We start from the raw sequence: 17376 nt of genomic DNA on the forward strand, positions 1-17376 counted from the left end.
AGATTATTTTGTTTAAATTATGAATGAAAAAAACCAACTTGGTATAAACAGCTGCTTTTTAAATTTAGATGACCCAATTAAGTTATTTGAAATATGGATGGAAAAAGCCAAACAGACTGAACCAAATGATCCAAATGCAGTTGCGCTAGCAACTTCAAGTAAAAATAATGTTCCATCAGTCAGAATGGTGCTCCTTAAGGATTTTAATAAAGATGGATTTGTTTTCTACACTAATTTAAATAGTCGAAAAGGTAATGAACTAAAGGAAAATCCTAACGCTTCAATGTGTTTTCATTGGAAAAGTCTTTTAAGACAAGTCAGAATTACTGGGACTGTATCATTAGTTTCTGATGATGTTGCAGATGAATATTATTCTTCCAGAGCATATGAAAGTAGAATTGGTGCATGGGCATCAAATCAGAGCCAAGAATTAAAAAATAGAGATGAATTGATAAATTCAATTAAGGTATATAAAAATAAATATTCTGATGAAACAAAAGTTCCTAGACCAAAACACTGGTCTGGGTGGAATTTAAATCCACAAAATATAGAGTTTTGGCTAGATGGAGAAAATAGAATTCATGAAAGATTACTCTATACAAAAAGCCAGAATGGATTATGGAATAAAGCTTTATTAAGTCCTTAAAAATTTCTCGCTAAACTGAAAGATGTAAGTTTTTTAAGAATTTCTTTTTCTTTAGTATCCCTGAACACACTTAAAGAATTTGATGCTAAATTAATATAGTGCTGAGCTTTTTGGTAGCACTCATTTATAATCTTATATTTATTAATCAAAGATATAATATTATTAAAATCTTCTTTTGTTCTCTCTTTTTTATTAAATACTTCTTTTAGCTTATTTTTTTCATTGTTTTCTAATTTTTGGTAAAGCAAGATTATCGGTAAAGTCACTTTTCCTTCAAAAAAATCTTTTCCTATTTTTTTTCCAAATAACTTTAATTCAGAATTATAATCTAATGTGTCATCTGCAATTTGAAAAGTTAACCCTAAATTCCTTCCATAAAATTCTAGCGCATCCTTTTCTTTATTTTCTACTTCAGCTAAAATTGCACCTACTTTTGTTGAAGCAGCAAATAGTTCTGCAGTTTTGGCAGAAATAATTTTTAGATATGTTTCTTCAAGCATATCAACTTCATTATTATGTTGTAGTTGTAATACTTCTCCCTGGGCAATTTTAGATGAAGTTGATGATAATAATTTTAATACCTCTAAGTTTCCATCTTCAACCATCATCTCAAAACATCTACTTAAGAGATAATCTCCAATTAAAACCGAGGAATGATTGCTCCAAATTTTATTTAAAGTTTCTTTACCTCTTCTAATCTCACCTTCATCGATAACATCATCATGCATCAAAGTTGCACTGTGAATAAGTTCTACACAAGCTGCTAAATTTACATCTCTTGAACCTTTTGAGTAACCACATAACTTAGCACTTCCTAATGTTAATAAAGCCCTTAGTCTTTTGCCACCAGTCTCTATATGATAATTAGTCATTTTTTGAACTAATTGAACATCACTAGTCAATTTGGATTTTATTCTTTCTTCAGTCAAAGCTAGTTTTTCTTCAACAGAATCCTTCAATTGGAAATATGAATTATTTATCTGGTTTTTAAGCTGTACTACAGTTCCCATATTAATTTTAAATTAATATAAATAAGCTATATTTATTACTTATCATTTGACGCACCTATTTCTTCAATTATAAGTAGTCTTTATAATCAACTAAATATTCTGTAAGAGATAAATATGTTCTCCTTTTTAAAAAAGAAAAAAATTGTTTCACATATTAAATTAAATGGTGTCATTGGTAATGCTGGTAAATTTAAGCAAGGTATTGATTTTGCAGGACAGGAAGAAATTATTAAAAAAGCTTTTTCACTAAAAAAAGCTGCTGCAGTAGCAATATCAATCAATTCTCCAGGAGGTTCACCTGTACAGTCACATTTAATTTATAGTTTTATTCGTCAGCAAGCTAAAAAAAGTAATAAGAAAGTTATTTTTTTTGCAGAAGATGTTGCTGCATCTGGGGGATATCTTATCTCATGTGCTGGAGATGAAATTTATGCAAATTCAAGTTCAATTATTGGGTCTATAGGGGTTATATATTCATCATTTGGTTTTACTGAACTAATTAAGAAAATAGGTGTTGAGAGAAGGGTTCATACAGCTGGAAAGAACAAGAGCACACTAGATCCATTTATGGAAGAAAAGGAAGAAGATATTCAAAGACTTAAAAATATTCAATTAGATTTACACCAAGATTTCATAAATGTTGTTGAAAAAAGTCGTGGAGCAAAATTAAATAAAACAGAAGTAGAATTATTTTCTGGTGAATTTTGGTCAGGTTCAAGAGCTATGAAATTAGGATTAATAGATGGCATAGGAGATGCACATGAAATCTTAAAAGAAAAGTATGGTGAAGATGTTGTAATTAAAAAATTTGAAAAAACAAAAGGGTGGTTAAGTCAAAAACTTTCATCTTCAAATCATATTGACCAATTTGCAAATATTTTAGATGAAAGATCAATCTGGCAAAGATATGGTTTCTAAATCAAAAGAGAAAATTCTTACATTTCAAGATACAATTTTAAATCTTCAAAAGTTTTGGAGTAAAAAAGGATGTGTAGTTCTCCAACCTTATGACATGGAAGTAGGAGCAGGCACATTTCATCCAGCAACGACATTGAGGTCATTAGGGGCTAAACCTTGGAAGACAGCATATGTGCAGCCATCAAGAAGACCCACAGATGGAAGGTATGGAGATAATCCAAATAGACTTCAGCATTATTATCAATTTCAAGTTCTTATAAAACCTTCGCCTGAAAATATTAAAAAACTTTACCTCAATAGTTTATCATCTATAGGAATTGATCATTCAGATCATGATATTAGATTTGTAGAAGACGACTGGGAAAGTCCAACATTGGGTGCTGCTGGTCTTGGTTGGGAAGTATGGTGTGATGGTATGGAAATTACTCAATTTACTTATTTTCAACAGATGGCAGGATTTGAGTGCAAACCTGTTTCTGTAGAAATTACATATGGATTAGAAAGAATATGCATGTTTATTCAGCAGCAAAAAAATGTCTACGATCTGTTATGGAATGATGATGGTGTAAAATATAAAGAAGTATTTCATCAAGCTGAGAGAGAATTTTCGGCATATAATTTTGAACATGCAAATGTAGAGTCACTTTTTAAAATGTTTGATATGCACGAGTTGGAAGCAAAGTCATTAGTTGAAAAAAAAATTTCACTACCAGCTTACGATCAATGTTTAAAAGCAAGTCATGTGTTTAATATATTAGATGCACGTGGAGCAATTAGCGTTGCTCAAAGAGCAGGATATATTGCAAGAATAAGAGATATTACAAAAGCAGCTGCTAGTATTTGGTTAGATAGTCAAAAATAATGTCTGAATTTTTCTTAGAATTGTTTAGCGAGGAAATACCTTCAAATTTACAAAAAAATTTAAGAGAAAATTTACTAAAAAGTTTTAATGAATTTTTTTTAGAAAAATCTATTAAATTTAAAAAAAGTTCGTCTTACTCAACACCCAATAGGTTGTTAATTTTGTTTGAGGGGGTTGAAAAGAAGATAGTTTTAAAATCTGAGGAAATAAAAGGTCCGAGTACAAAGTCTCCGGATGCTGCGCTGGAGGGATTTGCGAGATCAAATGCTGTTTCAAAAAAAGAATTGTTTATAAAAAAAACAGATAAAGGTGAGTTCTATTTTTACAAAACTATATCAAAAAAATTAGATACTCATACTTTATTAGAAGGAGCCATACCTCAAATACTGAATAAAATTCAATGGAAAAAATCAATGAAATGGTCAAATTATGAACTATTATGGGGTAGGCCGTTAAAATCTATCTTATCCATCTTTGATAAAAAAAAACTAAATTTTAAATTTCATCATTTCATTTCATCTAACTCGACATTTATAGATAAAGAATTTGAAGAAAAGAAAAAACTATTTTCAGACTTTAAAACATATAAAGATTTTTTTAAAAAAATGGATATACTTATCGATCACGCTGAGAGAAAAGATTTAATAGAAAAAAAATTCGATATTATTTTAAAAAAAAGAAATATAAATATTGACAGCAATCCCAAGCTTCTTCAGGAAGTAGTCGATTTAACTGACCAACCTAACGTAATTGTTTGTGAATTTGATAAAAAATTTTTAAATATACCCAAAGAGATTTTAATACTAACCATGCAATATCACCAAAAGTATTTTCCTACTTTTGATAAAAAAGGAAACATTACAAATCAATTTTTGGTAGTAGCAAACAATAAAGATAAAAAAGGATTAATTAAACTAGGAAATGAAAGAGTAGTTGAAGCAAGATTAAGTGATGCAGAATTTTTCTGGCAGAAAGATAAAGCTCAAAACATGGTCAAAAAAATTTCTGATTTAAAATTAATGAATTATTTCAAAGGTCTCGGAAATTATTTTGATAAAGCTCAAAGAATGAGAAAGCTTGGTGCTAACATTTCTGACGAGTTATTAATTAGCAAAGAAAAAGTAGAATTATCAGCATCTATAAGCAAAGTAGACTTGTTATCTGAATTGGTTGGTGAATTTCCAGAACTTCAAGGAATTATGGGAGGTTATTTTGCAAATGAGCAAGGTTTTGATAAAGAAATATCACTTGCTGTTAGTGAGCAATATTTACCCGTTGGATCTGGAACAAAAATTCCAAAAAAACCTTATAGCATTGCTTTATCCTTAGCTGACAAGATTGATACTTTAGTTGGATTTTTTGGTGTAAACCAAAAACCAACAAGTTCCAAGGATCCTTTTGCCTTAAGAAGATTAGCATCAGGGATTATTAGAATTATTATTGAAAATAAAAAAAATTTTAAAATTAGAGATTTAATAAATTATTCTTCAAGTTTGTATCAGGATCAAGGATTTGAATTTGAGAATAAATCTTTACAAAAAGAATTACAAGATTTTATATTAGAGAGATTAAAATATTATATGAAGGGGGAAAATATTCGAAACGATATAATACAAGCTTCAATAAGTTCTGCTAACTTAGATCAATCTGTAATTATTTTTAATAAAGCAAAAAATTTAAATAAAATAATAAATAAACAAAACGGAATAGATATTATTTCAAGCTATAAAAGAGCATCAAATATTCTAGAAAGTGAATTAAAAAAAGATAAAATTGAATTATCTAATACAACTGACCCTGGTATTTTTAAAACTGAACTTGAAAAAAATCTATTTAAAAAAATTAATGAATTGAGGAAATATTTTTCAAGTCTTAATAATGATGAAAATTTTGTTCAAACATTGGACAATTTAGCAAGTATAAAAAGAGAGGTATTTGATTTTTTTGATAATGTAATTGTAAATGAGGATGATCTGGTAATTAGGAAAAATAGGCTAGAACTAATTCAAATGATGTGTAAAACATTCGACAATTATGTTAATTTTTCTTTAATCGAGTCGAGCTAATGAAGAAACTCATATTAAACTTTAATTCGAAACAATCTAAAAGTATTAAAAATCCAAAAAATTTTTTAGGCGGGAAAGGTGCTAACCTTTCTGAAATGGGGAGGATGGGGTTGCCAGTTCCTCCTGGTTTTACAATATCTACTAAAGTCTGTGAGATTTTTTATAAAGATAAAAAAAAATTAAATAACAATTTAATTTCTCAAATTAAAAAAGAATTAAAAATTATTGAAAAAGATGTTTCTAAAAAATTTGGAGACCTAAAAAATCCTTTGTTATTATCGGTTAGATCGGGTGCTAGAGTATCTATGCCAGGAATGATGGATACAATTCTCAATTTAGGTTTAAACGATAAAACAGTAAAGGCGTTAGCTTTGAAAACTTCCAATGGGCGATTTGCCAAAGACAGTTACAGAAGATTTATTCAAATGTATGGAAACGTTGTGATGGGTGTAGAGAGCTATCATTTTGAAGAATTAATTGAAAATTATAAATTAACAAAAGGTGTTTTGTTAGACACGGACTTAGATGAAAATGATTGGGATGGTTTAATTGAAGATTTTAAAAGAACAGTAAAAGAAAAAACGAAAAAAGAATTTCCTCAAGATGTATTTCAACAATTATTTGGAGCAATTAGTGCTGTATTTTTATCATGGGAAAGTAATAGAGCAAAAGTCTATAGAAAATTAAATCAAATACCAGCAGAATGGGGGACAGCAGTCAACGTTCAATCAATGGTTTTTGGTAATATGGGTGATGATTGTGCTACTGGTGTTGTATTTACAAGAAATCCATCAGATGGATCAAATGAAATATATGGTGAGTACTTAATTAATGCACAAGGTGAGGACGTTGTTGCTGGTACAAGAACACCTCAATATATAACTAAGAAGGCAAGAAAAAATGCTAAAGTTGAAGAACCATCAATGGAAGAGTCTTTGCCAAAAGTTTTCAATGAATTAAAAAAAATTTTAAAAAAATTGGAAAAACATTACAAAGATATGCAAGATGTAGAATTTACGGTTGAGAACAATAAACTGTGGATGCTTCAAACTAGATCGGGAAAAAGAACTGCTAAATCTGCGGTAAAGATTGCAGTAGATATGGTTAGGGAAAAATTAATATCAAAAAAAGAAGCAGTATTAAGAATTGATCCAAATTCTTTAGACACACTTTTGCACCCTACGCTTGATGAAAAGAGTACAATCAATGTAATAGCAAATGGTTTGCCTGCATCTCCAGGAGCAGCAAGTGGGAAAGTGGTTTTTACCTCAGAAGAAGCCGAAAGATTAAATTCGATGATGCAAGACACTATCTTAGTAAGAGTAGAAACATCACCTGAAGATATACAGGGAATGCATGCTGCAAAAGGAATTTTGACGGCCAGAGGAGGAATGACGAGTCATGCTGCAGTAGTTGCAAGAGGCATGGGAAGACCATGCGTATCTGGTTCAAGTGAAATTGATATAAATTATGAGATGAAGACATTTAAAACATCTTCAATGGAAATTAAAGAAGGGGACGTCATTACCATAGATGGATCAACCGGTAGAATTATATCAGGAAGTGTGGCAACAGTTAAGCCAGAGATATCTGGAGATTTTTCCAAGATAATGACTTGGGCAGATAGTTTTAGAAAATTAAATATTAGAACAAATTCTGAAACACCTAAGGATACCAAAACAGCAAAAGATTTTGGAGCTGAAGGAATTGGTCTTTGCAGAACAGAACACATGTTTTTTGATGAAGAAAGAATTTTATCAGTAAGGGAAATGATTTTATCAAAGACTAAAGAAGATAGATCAATTGCATTAAAAAAACTTTTACCTCATCAAAAAAAAGATTTTATAGAAATATTTAAAATTATGAGTGGATTGCCAGTTACAGTAAGATTGTTAGATCCACCTCTTCACGAGTTTTTGCCTCGAACAGATAAAGAAATTAATGAAGTTGCAAATATTGTTAAACTTCCAGTAAAAGAAGTAGAATCTAGAATTGATGAATTGCATGAACAAAATCCCATGTTGGGTCATAGGGGATGTAGACTTGGAATATCTTTTCCTGAAATATATGAAATGCAATGTAGAGCAATATTTGAAGCTCTAGCAGAGCTCAAAAAAGAAAAAATTAGATCTGCTTTTCCAGAAATTATGGTCCCATTAGTATCTACTGAAGCAGAAATAAAAATTATGAAAGATTTAGTAATTAGAATTGCAAGTGAAGTTCAAAAAGAGCATAAATTAAAAATTGAGTTTATGGTAGGTACGATGATTGAGCTTCCTAGAGCGGCTATAAAAGCCAAAGATATTGCAAAACATGCTGAATTTTTTAGCTTTGGTACTAATGATTTAACTCAAACTACATTTGGAATAAGCAGAGATGATAGTGGAAAATTTTTAAATGATTATTTAGATAATAAAATTTTTTCAATTGATCCGTTTATTTCGATAGATGATGGAGTTGGAGATTTAATCAAAATAGCCGTTGAAAAGGGAAAAAGTCAAAATAAAAATATTAAACTTGGAATTTGTGGAGAACACGGTGGTGATCCTAACAGTATTTTATTTTGCTCAAAAGCTGGATTAAATTACGTTTCTTGTTCTCCATACAGAGTTCCTGTAGCAAGATTGGCTGCTGCACAAGCCGAATTAAAAGAAAAATAGAGAGAGTTTTATGAAGGGATACAGATTTATTACAGATGATGATACATCAAAATTTTGTCACCGTGTTACTGAGGCATTGTCAAATGGTTGGACTTTATATGGAGAGCCAAAAATGACATTTGATAAAAAGAGAGGTGTTATGCGTTGTGGACAAGCAGTAATAAAAAATTCACCTAAAAAAAAATACTCAAAAAAAATTAATTTATCATCAATTTAAAGTAGGGGGCGTTCTGTTGCCAGGTGCCCCGGACCCCGTGCTTAATTAACTAAGTTAATTATGCAGCAAGTGCGTAACTTTCGTTAGCAATTATAAATTAGCCCGTTACGGTGGAACAATCCCGAACGAAAGAATAGCCTTTAGTCACCCGTCGATTCTAGTTCACCCCCGTAAGTTGTAATGGTGGAGGTGGTGGGTACTGCCCCCACGTCCGCAATGGTTATTACGAAATTCGTTTATCGTCGTAGTTGGAAATCCAACATTAATAATATAAAAGTAATTACAATAGATTCAATAACAATCATGAAATTAACAAAAGAACAATCAGAAGAAATAAAAAACCAGCAATCCCAAAGCAATCAAACTAAAAGAGTTACCGCTCCAGAGCTTGAAAAAATACTCTATGAAGCGCTGCCAGCATTAGATCATGGATTTGTAAGAGTAGTTGATTATATGGGTGATGACACGTCTATAGTTCAGTCAGCAAGAGTATCTTATGGAAAAGGGACAAAGCAAGTTTCAACAGATAAAGGTTTAATAAAATACTTGATGAGACATTGGCACAGCACGCCATTTGAAATGTGTGAAATAAAATATCATATTAAACTTCCAATATTTATTGCAAGGCAGTGGATCAGACATAGAACTGCCAATGTAAATGAATACTCCGCAAGATATTCAATTTTAGATAAAGAATTTTATTTACCTACTAAAGAAAATTTAGCAGCGCAATCTACTAGCAACCGACAAGGAAGAGGAGATGTCCTTGAAGGAAAACAAGCAGAAGAAGTTTTAGAACTTTTGAAAAGTGATGCAGAGAGAACTTATGACAATTATGAAACAATGCTTAATGAAAGATATGATGGTTCAACAATTGACGATAATAAAAAAGGATTAGCAAGAGAACTTGCAAGAATGAACCTAACATTAAATACTTATACCCAGTGGTATTGGAAAACTGATTTATTAAATTTAATGAACTTTTTAAGGTTAAGAGCTGATAGTCACGCTCAGTATGAAATTAGAGTTTATGCAGACATAATGTTGGATACAGTTAAAAAATGGGTACCGATAACTTATGATGCATTTATGGATTACAGAGTAGGAGGAACAGAGGTTTCTGCTAAGGGAAAAGTTATAATTCAAAAACTTATTAAAGGTGAAAATGTAGATGTTGAAAGCTCTGGTCTATCTAAAAGAGAATGGAATGAATTAATGGTTGCTTTTGATCTTAAAGATAAGTTGATTTAATCTTCTCAGCAAAATCTAGATATATTTTTGAAATCTCATGGTCTGGGTTTGACTCCACTATTGGTTTTCCTTGATCACCAGAATTTCCAACTTCGGGATTTATTGGTATTTCTCCTAAAAAATCTTTTTGAAATTCTTCTGCTGTTTTTTTTACTCCGCCTTCTCCAAAAATTTTGTACTTCTTTCCATCATCTCCAACAAAAAAACTCATGTTATCAACTAAACCTAAAATTTTAACTCCAAGTTTATCAAACATTTTAATTCCTCTTTTTACATCTAAAAGAGCAACTTCTTGTGGAGTTGATACTATAATTGCACCATCCATTTTAATTTCTTGTGAAAAAGTTAATTGAGTGTCACCAGTTCCAGGAGGCATGTCAACAATTATAAAATCTAAATCTTTCCAATTAACCTTCTGAGTAAAAGTTTTAATTGCACTCGTCACCATTGGACCACGCCAAATCATCGGAGTTTGCTGATCTGCCAAAAATCCAATTGACATACATTGAATGTCATATTTTGTTATGGGGTCTAATTTTTGACCATCACTTTTTGGCTTTTCATTAATATTAAACATTTTTGGAATTGAAGGGCCATAAATATCAGCATCTAACAATCCAACTTTGCATCCAACTTTTTTTAAAGCCAAGGCTAGATTCGTTGCAAATGTAGATTTACCTACACCACCTTTTGCACTCGAGATTGCAATAGTAAACTTAGTTCCTAGAATTGGATTTTTTGTAAAAACTCTAGGCTCCACCTTCTTTTTCATTGCGTCACTTAGTTCTGTCTTTTTATCTGACATAAAACTATCCTTACTTGTTTTTTGCCATAAAGACACTATATACTTTGACATATGTCAGACGATTTTAGAGGCAGAGGCGGAAGCCCATGGGGAACACCTCCAGGAGGTGGTAGCGGAGGCAATGGTTCAGGAAGAGGACCAACACCACCAAACGTAGATGAAATCATAAGAGAGTTTCAAGATAAAATAAGAAAGTTTTTACCTGGCGGAAAATCTTCAGGTGGAAAGTCTATTGGATTAATTTTATTAGTCTTAGCCTTTGTATGGCTTGCAAGTGGGCTTTATAGAGTATTACCTGATGAACAAGGGGTTGTTCTTAGATTTGGAAAATTTGTTAAAACTACTCAACCTGGATTGAACTATCATATTCCTTTTCCAGTTGAGACTGTTCAAACTCCAAAAGTAACTAAAGTAAATAGAATCGATATTGGATTTAGGTCTGAGAGAGATAGTGGTTTTTCTACAGGTGGAGGAGTTGCAGATGTTCCTCAAGAAAGTTTAATGCTTACTGGTGATGAAAACATTGTAAACATCGATTTTTCAGTATTTTGGGTTATTAAAGATGCTGGAAATTTTTTATTTAAAATTCAGGATCCTGTAGGAACGGTTAAAGCAGCTGCAGAAACTGCAATGAGAGAAGTAATTGCTAAAAGTGATATTCAACCAATATTAACAGAAGGTAGATCAAGTATTGAGATTGAAACTCAAGAAATTATTCAAAGTATTTTAGATGATTATGAAAGTGGAGTACAAATTACTCAGGTACAAACGCAAAAAGCTGATCCACCTGATCAAGTAATTGATGCATTTAGAGATGTTCAGGCTGCAAGAGCAGATATGGAAAGATCTAAAAACGAAGCTGAAGCTTATGCAAACGATGTGATCCCAAGAGCAAGGGGGGAAGCGCAGAAAATTTTACAAGCTGCAGAAGCTTATAAAAAAGAAGTTGTTGCCAAAGCTGAAGGTGAAGCTAGTAGATTTTTAGCAATTTACAATGAGTATGCTAAAGCAAAACAAGTTACACAAGAAAGAATGTTTTTAGAGACAATGGAAACGGTTTTAGCAGATATAAACAAAATCATTATAGATAAAGAATCTGGTTCAGGTGTTGTGCCATATCTACCATTACCAGAGCTTAAAAAGAAAGAGACAAATTAAATGAAAGCTGGAAAAATAGTAGCTGGAATATTAGTTTTAATTGGTGTTGTAGCATTCCTATCAGTAATTATAGTTAAAGAAGTAAATCAAGCGATAATTCTTCAATTTGGTGATCCAAAAAGAATTATAATGAAACCAGGCTTGAACTTTAAGATACCATTTATTCAAAACGTTGTTTATTTAGATAAAAGGATTTTAAATTTAGATACTCCACCAGAGGAAGTAATTGCATCTGACCAAAAAAGATTGATTGTTGATGCTTTTGCGAGATTTCAAATAGTTGATCCTTTGAAATTTTATATTTCTGTTGGAGACGAAAGGGTTGCAAGATCAAGATTATCTACGATTATAAACTCAAGAATTAGAAATGTTTTGGGTCAAGAAGAATTACAAACTTTGCTATCACAAGATAGATCAAAACAAATGTCTTTGATTAAAGATGGAGTTAATAACGAAGCGCAAAATTTTGGAATAAATATTGTAGATGTAAGAATAAAAAGAGCTGATCTTCCTACGGCAAATAGTGATGCAATTTATAGAAGAATGCAGACTGAGAGGGAAAGAGAAGCAAAGGAATTTAGAGCAAAAGGTGCTGAGATGGCAGTAACAATTACTTCGACTGCTGACAAAGAAGTAACCGTGATATTAGCAGATGCTCAAAAACAATCTGAAATTATGAAAGGAGAAGGTGATGGCGAAAGAAATAAAATCTTTGCAGATGCTTTTGGACAAGACCCTGAATTCTTTTCTTTTTACAGATCAATGCAATCTTATAGCAAGGCTTTTACTGCAGGTGAAACCTCAATGATCTTGTCTCCAGATAGTGAATTTTTTAAATTTTTTGGAAATACAACTCCCGATATTAAACAATAATTTTTAGATGAATGAGCTAGTCATAGCTTTTGGTCTTTTTTTATTTATAGAGGGAATTTTATATGCCTTATTTCCAGCAAAAATGAAAAGTATGCTAAAGAAAATTGAACTTGTTAAAGATAGTCAACTAAGATCAGGAGGACTTATTTTTGCAGTTATAGGTTTTGTGATTATTTATTTTATTAAAAGTTAATATGAAAAAATTAAAATTTATTGTTTTAACAATTATATTTTCTCTAAGTTTTTCACTACAATCAAACTCTAGGCCTGTCCCAGCATCATTTGCAGATCTTGCAGAAAAATTAATGCCTTCTGTGGTAAATATTTCTACATCAACTACTGTGGTTACAAATAATAACTCTTTTCCATTTCAATTCCCTCCAGGATCTCCATTTGAAGACATGTTTAAAGAATTTGGAACTCCTAAAGAGAGAAAATCAGCAGCATTAGGCTCTGGATTTATTATTGATGAAAAGGGAGTAGTGGTTACAAATAATCACGTAATTCAGGATGCTGATGATATTATTGTTAGAGTAAACGGAGACCAAGAATATAAAGCAAAGGTGCTTGGTGCCGATCCTTTGATGGATATAGCAGTGTTACAATTAGATACAGAAGATAAATTTAAACCAGTTGGCTTTGGAGACTCTGATAAAGCAAGAATTGGTGATTGGGTTTTAGCAATTGGAAATCCATTTGGTCTTGGTGGGACAGTAACTGCTGGAATTATTTCAGCAAGGAACAGATCTATTGGGTTATCAAGATATGAAGATTTTATTCAAACAGATGCATCAATAAATTCAGGAAATTCAGGTGGACCTTTATTTGACATGGAAGGAAATGTAATTGGAATTAATACAGCCATCTTAGGAAGAAATGGTTCTATTGGTATAGGATTTTCAATTCCATCAAATAGTGCTCAACAAGTAATTAAACAACTTATAGAGTTTGGCGAAACAAAAAGAGGTTGGCTAGGTGTAAGAATTCAAGATGTAACAAAAGAAATTGCTGAGGTTGAAGAACTAGATAAACCAAGAGGCGCTTTAGTTGCAAGTGTTGCTGAAAATAGTCCTTCTGAAAAAGCAGGAATTCAGGCTGGAGATATTATTTTAGAGTTTAATGGAGTTGAGATTAAGCAAATGAAAGAGTTGCCAGCAATTGTTGCAAGAACAGAAGTTGGAAAAAATGTAGATGTAAAAATTTGGAGAAATAAAAAAGAAATAACTAAAAAGGTTTTGTTGGGAAGATTAGAAACCTCTGATGACTTCAAAGTAAGTGAAAATCCAAAACAAGATGAAAATAATTTAGATGAAATTGTAGAGAGTTTAAGAATATCAGTAAGACCTTTAACTAAAGAGGATATAAAAAACCGTAAATTACCAAACCAAACTACAGGATTAGTAATTACCAATATGGCTAATAACAGTCCTTTAGTAAACTCAATTGAAATCAATAGCATTATTATTGAAGCTCAGAAGAAAAAAATTAAATCAGCAGATGATTTAAGAGATATCACTCAGAAAGCAATAAACTCAAATCAAAAAACTATTTTAATTGCAATTTATAACAATCAAAATCAACGAAGATATATTGGCGTTAAATTAGATTAGTAATGGATTTGAAATCCAAGATAATTTTAATTTCAGGACCTACAGCATCTGGAAAATCAAATTTTGCAATTAAATTTGCAAAAAAAATTAATGGAGAAATTATTAATGCAGATAGTATGCAAGTTTATAAACAACTTAAAATTTTGTCAGCAAGACCTAGCCCAAAAAATTATCAGTCAATAAAACATCATCTATATGGTTTCCAAGATGCAAAGAAAAGTTTTTCAACCGGTGATTGGCTTAAAATTGCAAATAAAAAAATAATTGAAGTTAAAAATAGAAAAAAAATTCCAATTCTTGTTGGAGGTACTGGACTTTATTTTAAAGCATTAACTGATGGTTTGGTTCAAATTCCTAACATTCCAGTAAGGTTTAGAAATCAAATTAGAAATTTAAATAAAAAAATTGGTCAAAATAAATTTTATAAGCAATTATTAAAAATGGATCCTCTTTCAAAAAATAAAATTAATCCAACTGATACTCAAAGGTCAATTAGAGCTTTTGAAGTTAAAAAATTTACAAAGAAATCTCTTCATGAATGGTTTAAAAATACTAAATCAAATTATTTAGAAGAGGATTTTTTAAAAATTTATATTGATTACCCTCGTGCAGAGTTAGTTAAGAGAATTCATCAAAGAACTGGAAAAATGATTAAAATGGGTGCCGTGAAAGAGGTTAAAAGATTTTTAAAACTAAAAATTAATGATCAAATGACTGCATGTAAAGCAATTGGAATAAATGAAATTCAGGAATATTTAGCAAAAGAAAAAAAAATTGATGAAATCAAGGAAAAAATATCAATAAAAACTAGACAATACGCTAAAAGACAAAGCACGTGGGCTCGAGGAAACATGAGTGATTGGGTAAAACTTAAGCCATCTGAGATTAATAATTTTTTAAAAAAAATTTAATTTTTCCATACTTAACCTTGACCAATCAGCACAACTTCAGCTAGATTGCGAAATGCCAAAATTATTAACCGGAGCTGAAATCGTATTTAAGTGTCTTGAAGACCAAGAGGTAAACCATATTTTTGGTTATCCTGGTGGTGCTGTACTGCCAATATATGATGAGTTAAAAAATCATCCATCTATTAAACATATTCTTGTAAGACACGAGCAAGGTGCAGGTCATGCAGCTGAAGGTTATGCCAGATCATCTGGTAAACCTGGTGTTGTTTTAGTTACTTCAGGCCCTGGTGCAACTAACGTTGTTACAGCTTTAACTGATGCATACATGGACTCAGTTCCAATGGTTTGTATTTCGGGTCAAGTTCCAACACACCTTATTGGTACGGATGCATTTCAAGAATGTGACACAACAGGAATTACAAGACCATGCACAAAGCATAACTGGTTAGTAAAAGATATCAACGACCTTTCAGACGTTATGCATGAAGCATTTAAAGTTGCAACAACTGGAAGACCAGGTCCTGTATTAATTGATATTCCAAAAGATATTCAATTTGCAAAAGCAAAATATAAAAAACCAAAAAAAGAAAAAAGTTTAAACGGCAAATCTCACAATAAGTTTTCAACTGATGAAATTGACCAATTAATTAATTTAATTAGTAAAGCAAAGAAGCCAATAATTTATAGTGGCGGAGGCGTAATTAATTCAGGACCAAAAGCAAGTGAAGCTCTTAGAAAATTTGTTGAGCTAACAGGATTTCCAATTACTTCAACTTTGCAAGGTCTAGGTGCTTATCCTGGAGACGATAATCAGTTTTTAGGAATGCTAGGAATGCACGGAACGTATGAAGCAAACAATGCAATGCATGACTGTGATTTATTAATAAACATTGGCGCAAGATTTGATGACCGTATTACTGGAAAAATTGATGAGTTCTCTCCTAATTCAAAAAAAGTTCATATTGATATTGACCCATCATCAATTAATAAAATTATTAAAGTAGATCTTGCAATCGTAGGTGATGTAACGAAAGTAATTGATAAAGCAAACAAAACAATTGTTAAAAAGAAAAATGGTAATGGTAAATCAAATAAACCAAATATTGCAAAATGGTGGGAACAAATTCAAAAATGGAGAAATAAAGACTCTTTAAATTTTATTAACAGTGAAGATAGCATAAAACCTCAGCATGCTGTTCAAAGACTTTATCAGTTAACAAAAAATAAAGATACTTATGTAACAACAGAAGTAGGTCAGCATCAAATGTGGGCTGCTCAACATTATAAATTTAACAAACCCAATAGATGGATGACTTCAGGTGGATTAGGTACTATGGGTTATGGATTACCAGCAGCTGTTGGAGTTCAAGTAGCTCATCCAGAAAAATTAGTTATTGATATTGCAGGAGAAGCATCAGTTTTAATGACAATGCAAGAGATGTCCACGGCTGTTCAATATAATTTGCCAATAAAAATATTTATTTTGAACAACCAGTACATGGGAATGGTAAGACAGTGGCAAGAGCTGCTTCATGAAAAAAATTATTCTGAAAGTTATTCAGAAGCATTACCAGATTTTATGAAAATGGCTGATGCTTATGGCTGTAAAGGAATTAAGGCTGATAATCCATTAGAGCTAGATGAAAAAATTCAAGAAATGGTTGACCATAATGGCCCTGTTATTTTTGATTGTCATGTGGATCCAAATGAAAACTGTTTCCCAATGATACCTTCAGGTAAACCTCATAATCAAATGATCTTAGGACCAAACGATCAAGAAGAGAATAAAATAAAAGGAAAAGGCAAAGCCTTAGTTTAATCAAAATGCCAAAATCAAAGTCAGCTTATAGCTCTCCATCTATAAAACAAAAATCAGATACCTACATTTTTGTAGTTTGGGTAGATAATGAAGCGGGTGTTCTTGCAAGAGTGGTTGGCCTGTTTTCTGGCAGAGGTTATAATATTGAGTCTTTAGCGGTAGCAGAAATTGATGCTATCAAAAACATATCCAGAATAACAATTGTAACAACTGGAACACCACAAGTAATTGACCAGATTAGACTGCAATTAACCAAATTAGTTCCTGTGCACAAAGTTGCTGAATTTAAAAGAGACGATAAAGACGTGATTTTTAAAGAGATGGCTTTATTTAAAATTGTAGGTAAAAAAAATAAAATTGAAAAATGTTTAAATGCTTGTAAAAAATTTAACCCAGTAGTATTGGATGAAACAAAATCATCTGCAGTTATTCAAATAACAGCACTTAGACGAGAGATTGATAAAATGAGCAAAAAATTAAAACCCTTGGGACTTATAAGCACTTCAAGAACAGGGGCTGTTGCAATGACAAGAGGTGCAAAAATTTTTAACTAATTAATAGGAGATAAAT

16 protein-coding genes and 1 other RNA gene are annotated in these 17376 nt (G+C 31.3%); 14 read left to right on the plus strand and 3 right to left on the minus strand.

The annotated features are described in order from the left end of the window. Nucleotides 1-19: 19 nt before the first annotated feature. Entirely contained in the window at nt 20-646 is a 627-nt protein-coding gene (gene pdxH / locus VP90_RS06440) for a pyridoxamine 5'-phosphate oxidase (RefSeq protein WP_262590300.1), read from the plus strand. Here pdxH and VP90_RS06445 read toward each other — a convergent pair. Beyond that, the gene (locus VP90_RS06445) at nt 643-1656 is read right to left on the minus strand and encodes a polyprenyl synthetase family protein (protein WP_262590301.1); all 1014 of its coding nucleotides are present in this window, start codon (nt 1654-1656) and stop codon (nt 643-645) included. The genes pdxH and VP90_RS06445 overlap by 4 nt on opposite strands. A gap of 114 nt (nt 1657-1770) precedes the next feature. Between VP90_RS06445 and VP90_RS06450 the strand changes: the two genes are divergently transcribed. Genes VP90_RS06450 through VP90_RS06470 form a run of 5 tightly spaced genes read left to right on the plus strand, consistent with a single transcriptional unit; the run spans nt 1771 to nt 8379 of the window. Continuing rightward, complete coding sequence (locus tag VP90_RS06450) at nt 1771-2574, plus strand: S49 family peptidase (protein ID WP_262590302.1); 804 nt, start codon at nt 1771-1773, stop codon at nt 2572-2574. Continuing rightward, a complete protein-coding gene (locus tag VP90_RS06455) occupies nt 2540-3436 on the plus strand; it encodes a glycine--tRNA ligase subunit alpha (protein WP_262590303.1) in 897 nt (298 codons plus the stop codon). The genes VP90_RS06450 and VP90_RS06455 overlap by 35 nt, the downstream gene beginning before the upstream one ends. Continuing rightward, nucleotides 3436-5502, plus strand: a complete 2067-nt coding sequence (gene glyS / locus VP90_RS06460) for a glycine--tRNA ligase subunit beta (protein WP_262590304.1) — start codon at nt 3436-3438, stop codon at nt 5500-5502. The genes VP90_RS06455 and glyS overlap by 1 nt, the downstream gene beginning before the upstream one ends. Further along, on the plus strand, nt 5502-8162 hold the full coding sequence (gene ppdK, locus VP90_RS06465; protein WP_262590305.1) for a pyruvate, phosphate dikinase: 2661 nt from the start codon (nt 5502-5504) through the stop codon (nt 8160-8162). The genes glyS and ppdK overlap by 1 nt, the downstream gene beginning before the upstream one ends. A gap of 10 nt (nt 8163-8172) precedes the next feature. Next, a complete protein-coding gene (locus VP90_RS06470; protein WP_075506272.1) occupies nt 8173-8379 on the plus strand; it encodes a DUF1737 domain-containing protein in 207 nt (68 codons plus the stop codon). On the opposite strand, the gene ssrA is transcribed toward VP90_RS06470, so the two are convergent. Then, nucleotides 8380-8678: a transfer-messenger RNA gene (gene ssrA / locus VP90_RS06475) on the minus strand. It lies immediately after the preceding gene. Between the two features lie 4 nt (nt 8679-8682). Here ssrA and thyX point away from each other — a divergent pair. After that, complete coding sequence (gene thyX / locus VP90_RS06480) at nt 8683-9630, plus strand: FAD-dependent thymidylate synthase (RefSeq protein ID WP_262590307.1); 948 nt, start codon at nt 8683-8685, stop codon at nt 9628-9630. Here thyX and VP90_RS06485 read toward each other — a convergent pair. Continuing rightward, on the minus strand, nt 9611-10486 hold the full coding sequence (locus VP90_RS06485; protein WP_262590308.1) for an Mrp/NBP35 family ATP-binding protein: 876 nt from the start codon (nt 10484-10486) through the stop codon (nt 9611-9613). The two genes, thyX and VP90_RS06485, sit on opposite strands and share 20 nt — an antisense overlap. Here VP90_RS06485 and hflK point away from each other — a divergent pair, their 5' ends adjacent. Genes hflK through ilvN form a run of 7 tightly spaced genes read left to right on the plus strand, consistent with a single transcriptional unit; the run spans nt 10487 to nt 17360 of the window. Beyond that, nucleotides 10487-11593, plus strand: a complete 1107-nt coding sequence (gene hflK / locus VP90_RS06490; RefSeq protein ID WP_262590309.1) for an FtsH protease activity modulator HflK — start codon at nt 10487-10489, stop codon at nt 11591-11593. It begins immediately after the preceding gene. Then, the gene (hflC, locus tag VP90_RS06495) at nt 11594-12466 is read left to right on the plus strand and encodes a protease modulator HflC (RefSeq protein WP_262590310.1); all 873 of its coding nucleotides are present in this window, start codon (nt 11594-11596) and stop codon (nt 12464-12466) included. 7 nt (nt 12467-12473) lie between these two features. Further along, the gene (locus VP90_RS06500; protein ID WP_262590311.1) at nt 12474-12659 is read left to right on the plus strand and encodes a DUF2065 domain-containing protein; all 186 of its coding nucleotides are present in this window, start codon (nt 12474-12476) and stop codon (nt 12657-12659) included. Nucleotide 12660: 1 nt separating this feature from the next. After that, entirely contained in the window at nt 12661-14076 is a 1416-nt protein-coding gene (locus VP90_RS06505; protein WP_262590312.1) for a Do family serine endopeptidase, read from the plus strand. Nucleotides 14077-14078: 2 nt separating this feature from the next. Continuing rightward, complete coding sequence (gene miaA, locus VP90_RS06510) at nt 14079-14987, plus strand: tRNA (adenosine(37)-N6)-dimethylallyltransferase MiaA (RefSeq protein ID WP_262590313.1); 909 nt, start codon at nt 14079-14081, stop codon at nt 14985-14987. Nucleotides 14988-15039: 52 nt separating this feature from the next. Beyond that, nucleotides 15040-16806: an acetolactate synthase 3 large subunit gene (locus tag VP90_RS06515; protein ID WP_262590314.1), complete on the plus strand. Its 1767-nt coding sequence runs from the start codon at nt 15040-15042 to the stop codon at nt 16804-16806. Between the two features lie 5 nt (nt 16807-16811). Continuing rightward, entirely contained in the window at nt 16812-17360 is a 549-nt protein-coding gene (ilvN, locus tag VP90_RS06520) for an acetolactate synthase small subunit (protein WP_262590315.1), read from the plus strand. Nucleotides 17361-17376: the final 16 nt, after the last annotated feature.

The sequence above is a fragment of the Candidatus Pelagibacter ubique HIMB140 genome, assembly GCF_025558165.1.
GTDB classification, from domain to species: Bacteria; Pseudomonadota; Alphaproteobacteria; order Pelagibacterales; family Pelagibacteraceae; genus Pelagibacter; species Pelagibacter ubique_T.

Bases quoted from the DNA above. Each gene is read 5' to 3' on its own strand.
- pdxH (WP_262590300.1), top strand. From the start codon at position 20: ATGAATGAAAAAAACCAACTTGGTATAAACAGCTGCTTTTTAAATTTA.
- VP90_RS06445 (WP_262590301.1), bottom strand. From the start codon at position 1,656: ATGGGAACTGTAGTACAGCTTAAAAACCAGATAAATAATTCATATTTC.
- VP90_RS06450 (WP_262590302.1), top strand. From the start codon at position 1,771: ATGTTCTCCTTTTTAAAAAAGAAAAAAATTGTTTCACATATTAAATTA.
- VP90_RS06455 (WP_262590303.1), top strand. From the start codon at position 2,540: ATGAAAGATCAATCTGGCAAAGATATGGTTTCTAAATCAAAAGAGAAA.
- glyS (WP_262590304.1), top strand. From the start codon at position 3,436: ATGTCTGAATTTTTCTTAGAATTGTTTAGCGAGGAAATACCTTCAAAT.
- ppdK (WP_262590305.1), top strand. From the start codon at position 5,502: ATGAAGAAACTCATATTAAACTTTAATTCGAAACAATCTAAAAGTATT.
- VP90_RS06470 (WP_075506272.1), top strand. From the start codon at position 8,173: ATGAAGGGATACAGATTTATTACAGATGATGATACATCAAAATTTTGT.
- thyX (WP_262590307.1), top strand. From the start codon at position 8,683: ATGAAATTAACAAAAGAACAATCAGAAGAAATAAAAAACCAGCAATCC.
- VP90_RS06485 (WP_262590308.1), bottom strand. From the start codon at position 10,486: ATGTCAAAGTATATAGTGTCTTTATGGCAAAAAACAAGTAAGGATAGT.
- hflK (WP_262590309.1), top strand. From the start codon at position 10,487: ATGTCAGACGATTTTAGAGGCAGAGGCGGAAGCCCATGGGGAACACCT.
- hflC (WP_262590310.1), top strand. From the start codon at position 11,594: ATGAAAGCTGGAAAAATAGTAGCTGGAATATTAGTTTTAATTGGTGTT.
- VP90_RS06500 (WP_262590311.1), top strand. From the start codon at position 12,474: ATGAATGAGCTAGTCATAGCTTTTGGTCTTTTTTTATTTATAGAGGGA.
- VP90_RS06505 (WP_262590312.1), top strand. From the start codon at position 12,661: ATGAAAAAATTAAAATTTATTGTTTTAACAATTATATTTTCTCTAAGT.
- miaA (WP_262590313.1), top strand. From the start codon at position 14,079: ATGGATTTGAAATCCAAGATAATTTTAATTTCAGGACCTACAGCATCT.
- VP90_RS06515 (WP_262590314.1), top strand. From the start codon at position 15,040: ATGCCAAAATTATTAACCGGAGCTGAAATCGTATTTAAGTGTCTTGAA.
- ilvN (WP_262590315.1), top strand. From the start codon at position 16,812: ATGCCAAAATCAAAGTCAGCTTATAGCTCTCCATCTATAAAACAAAAA.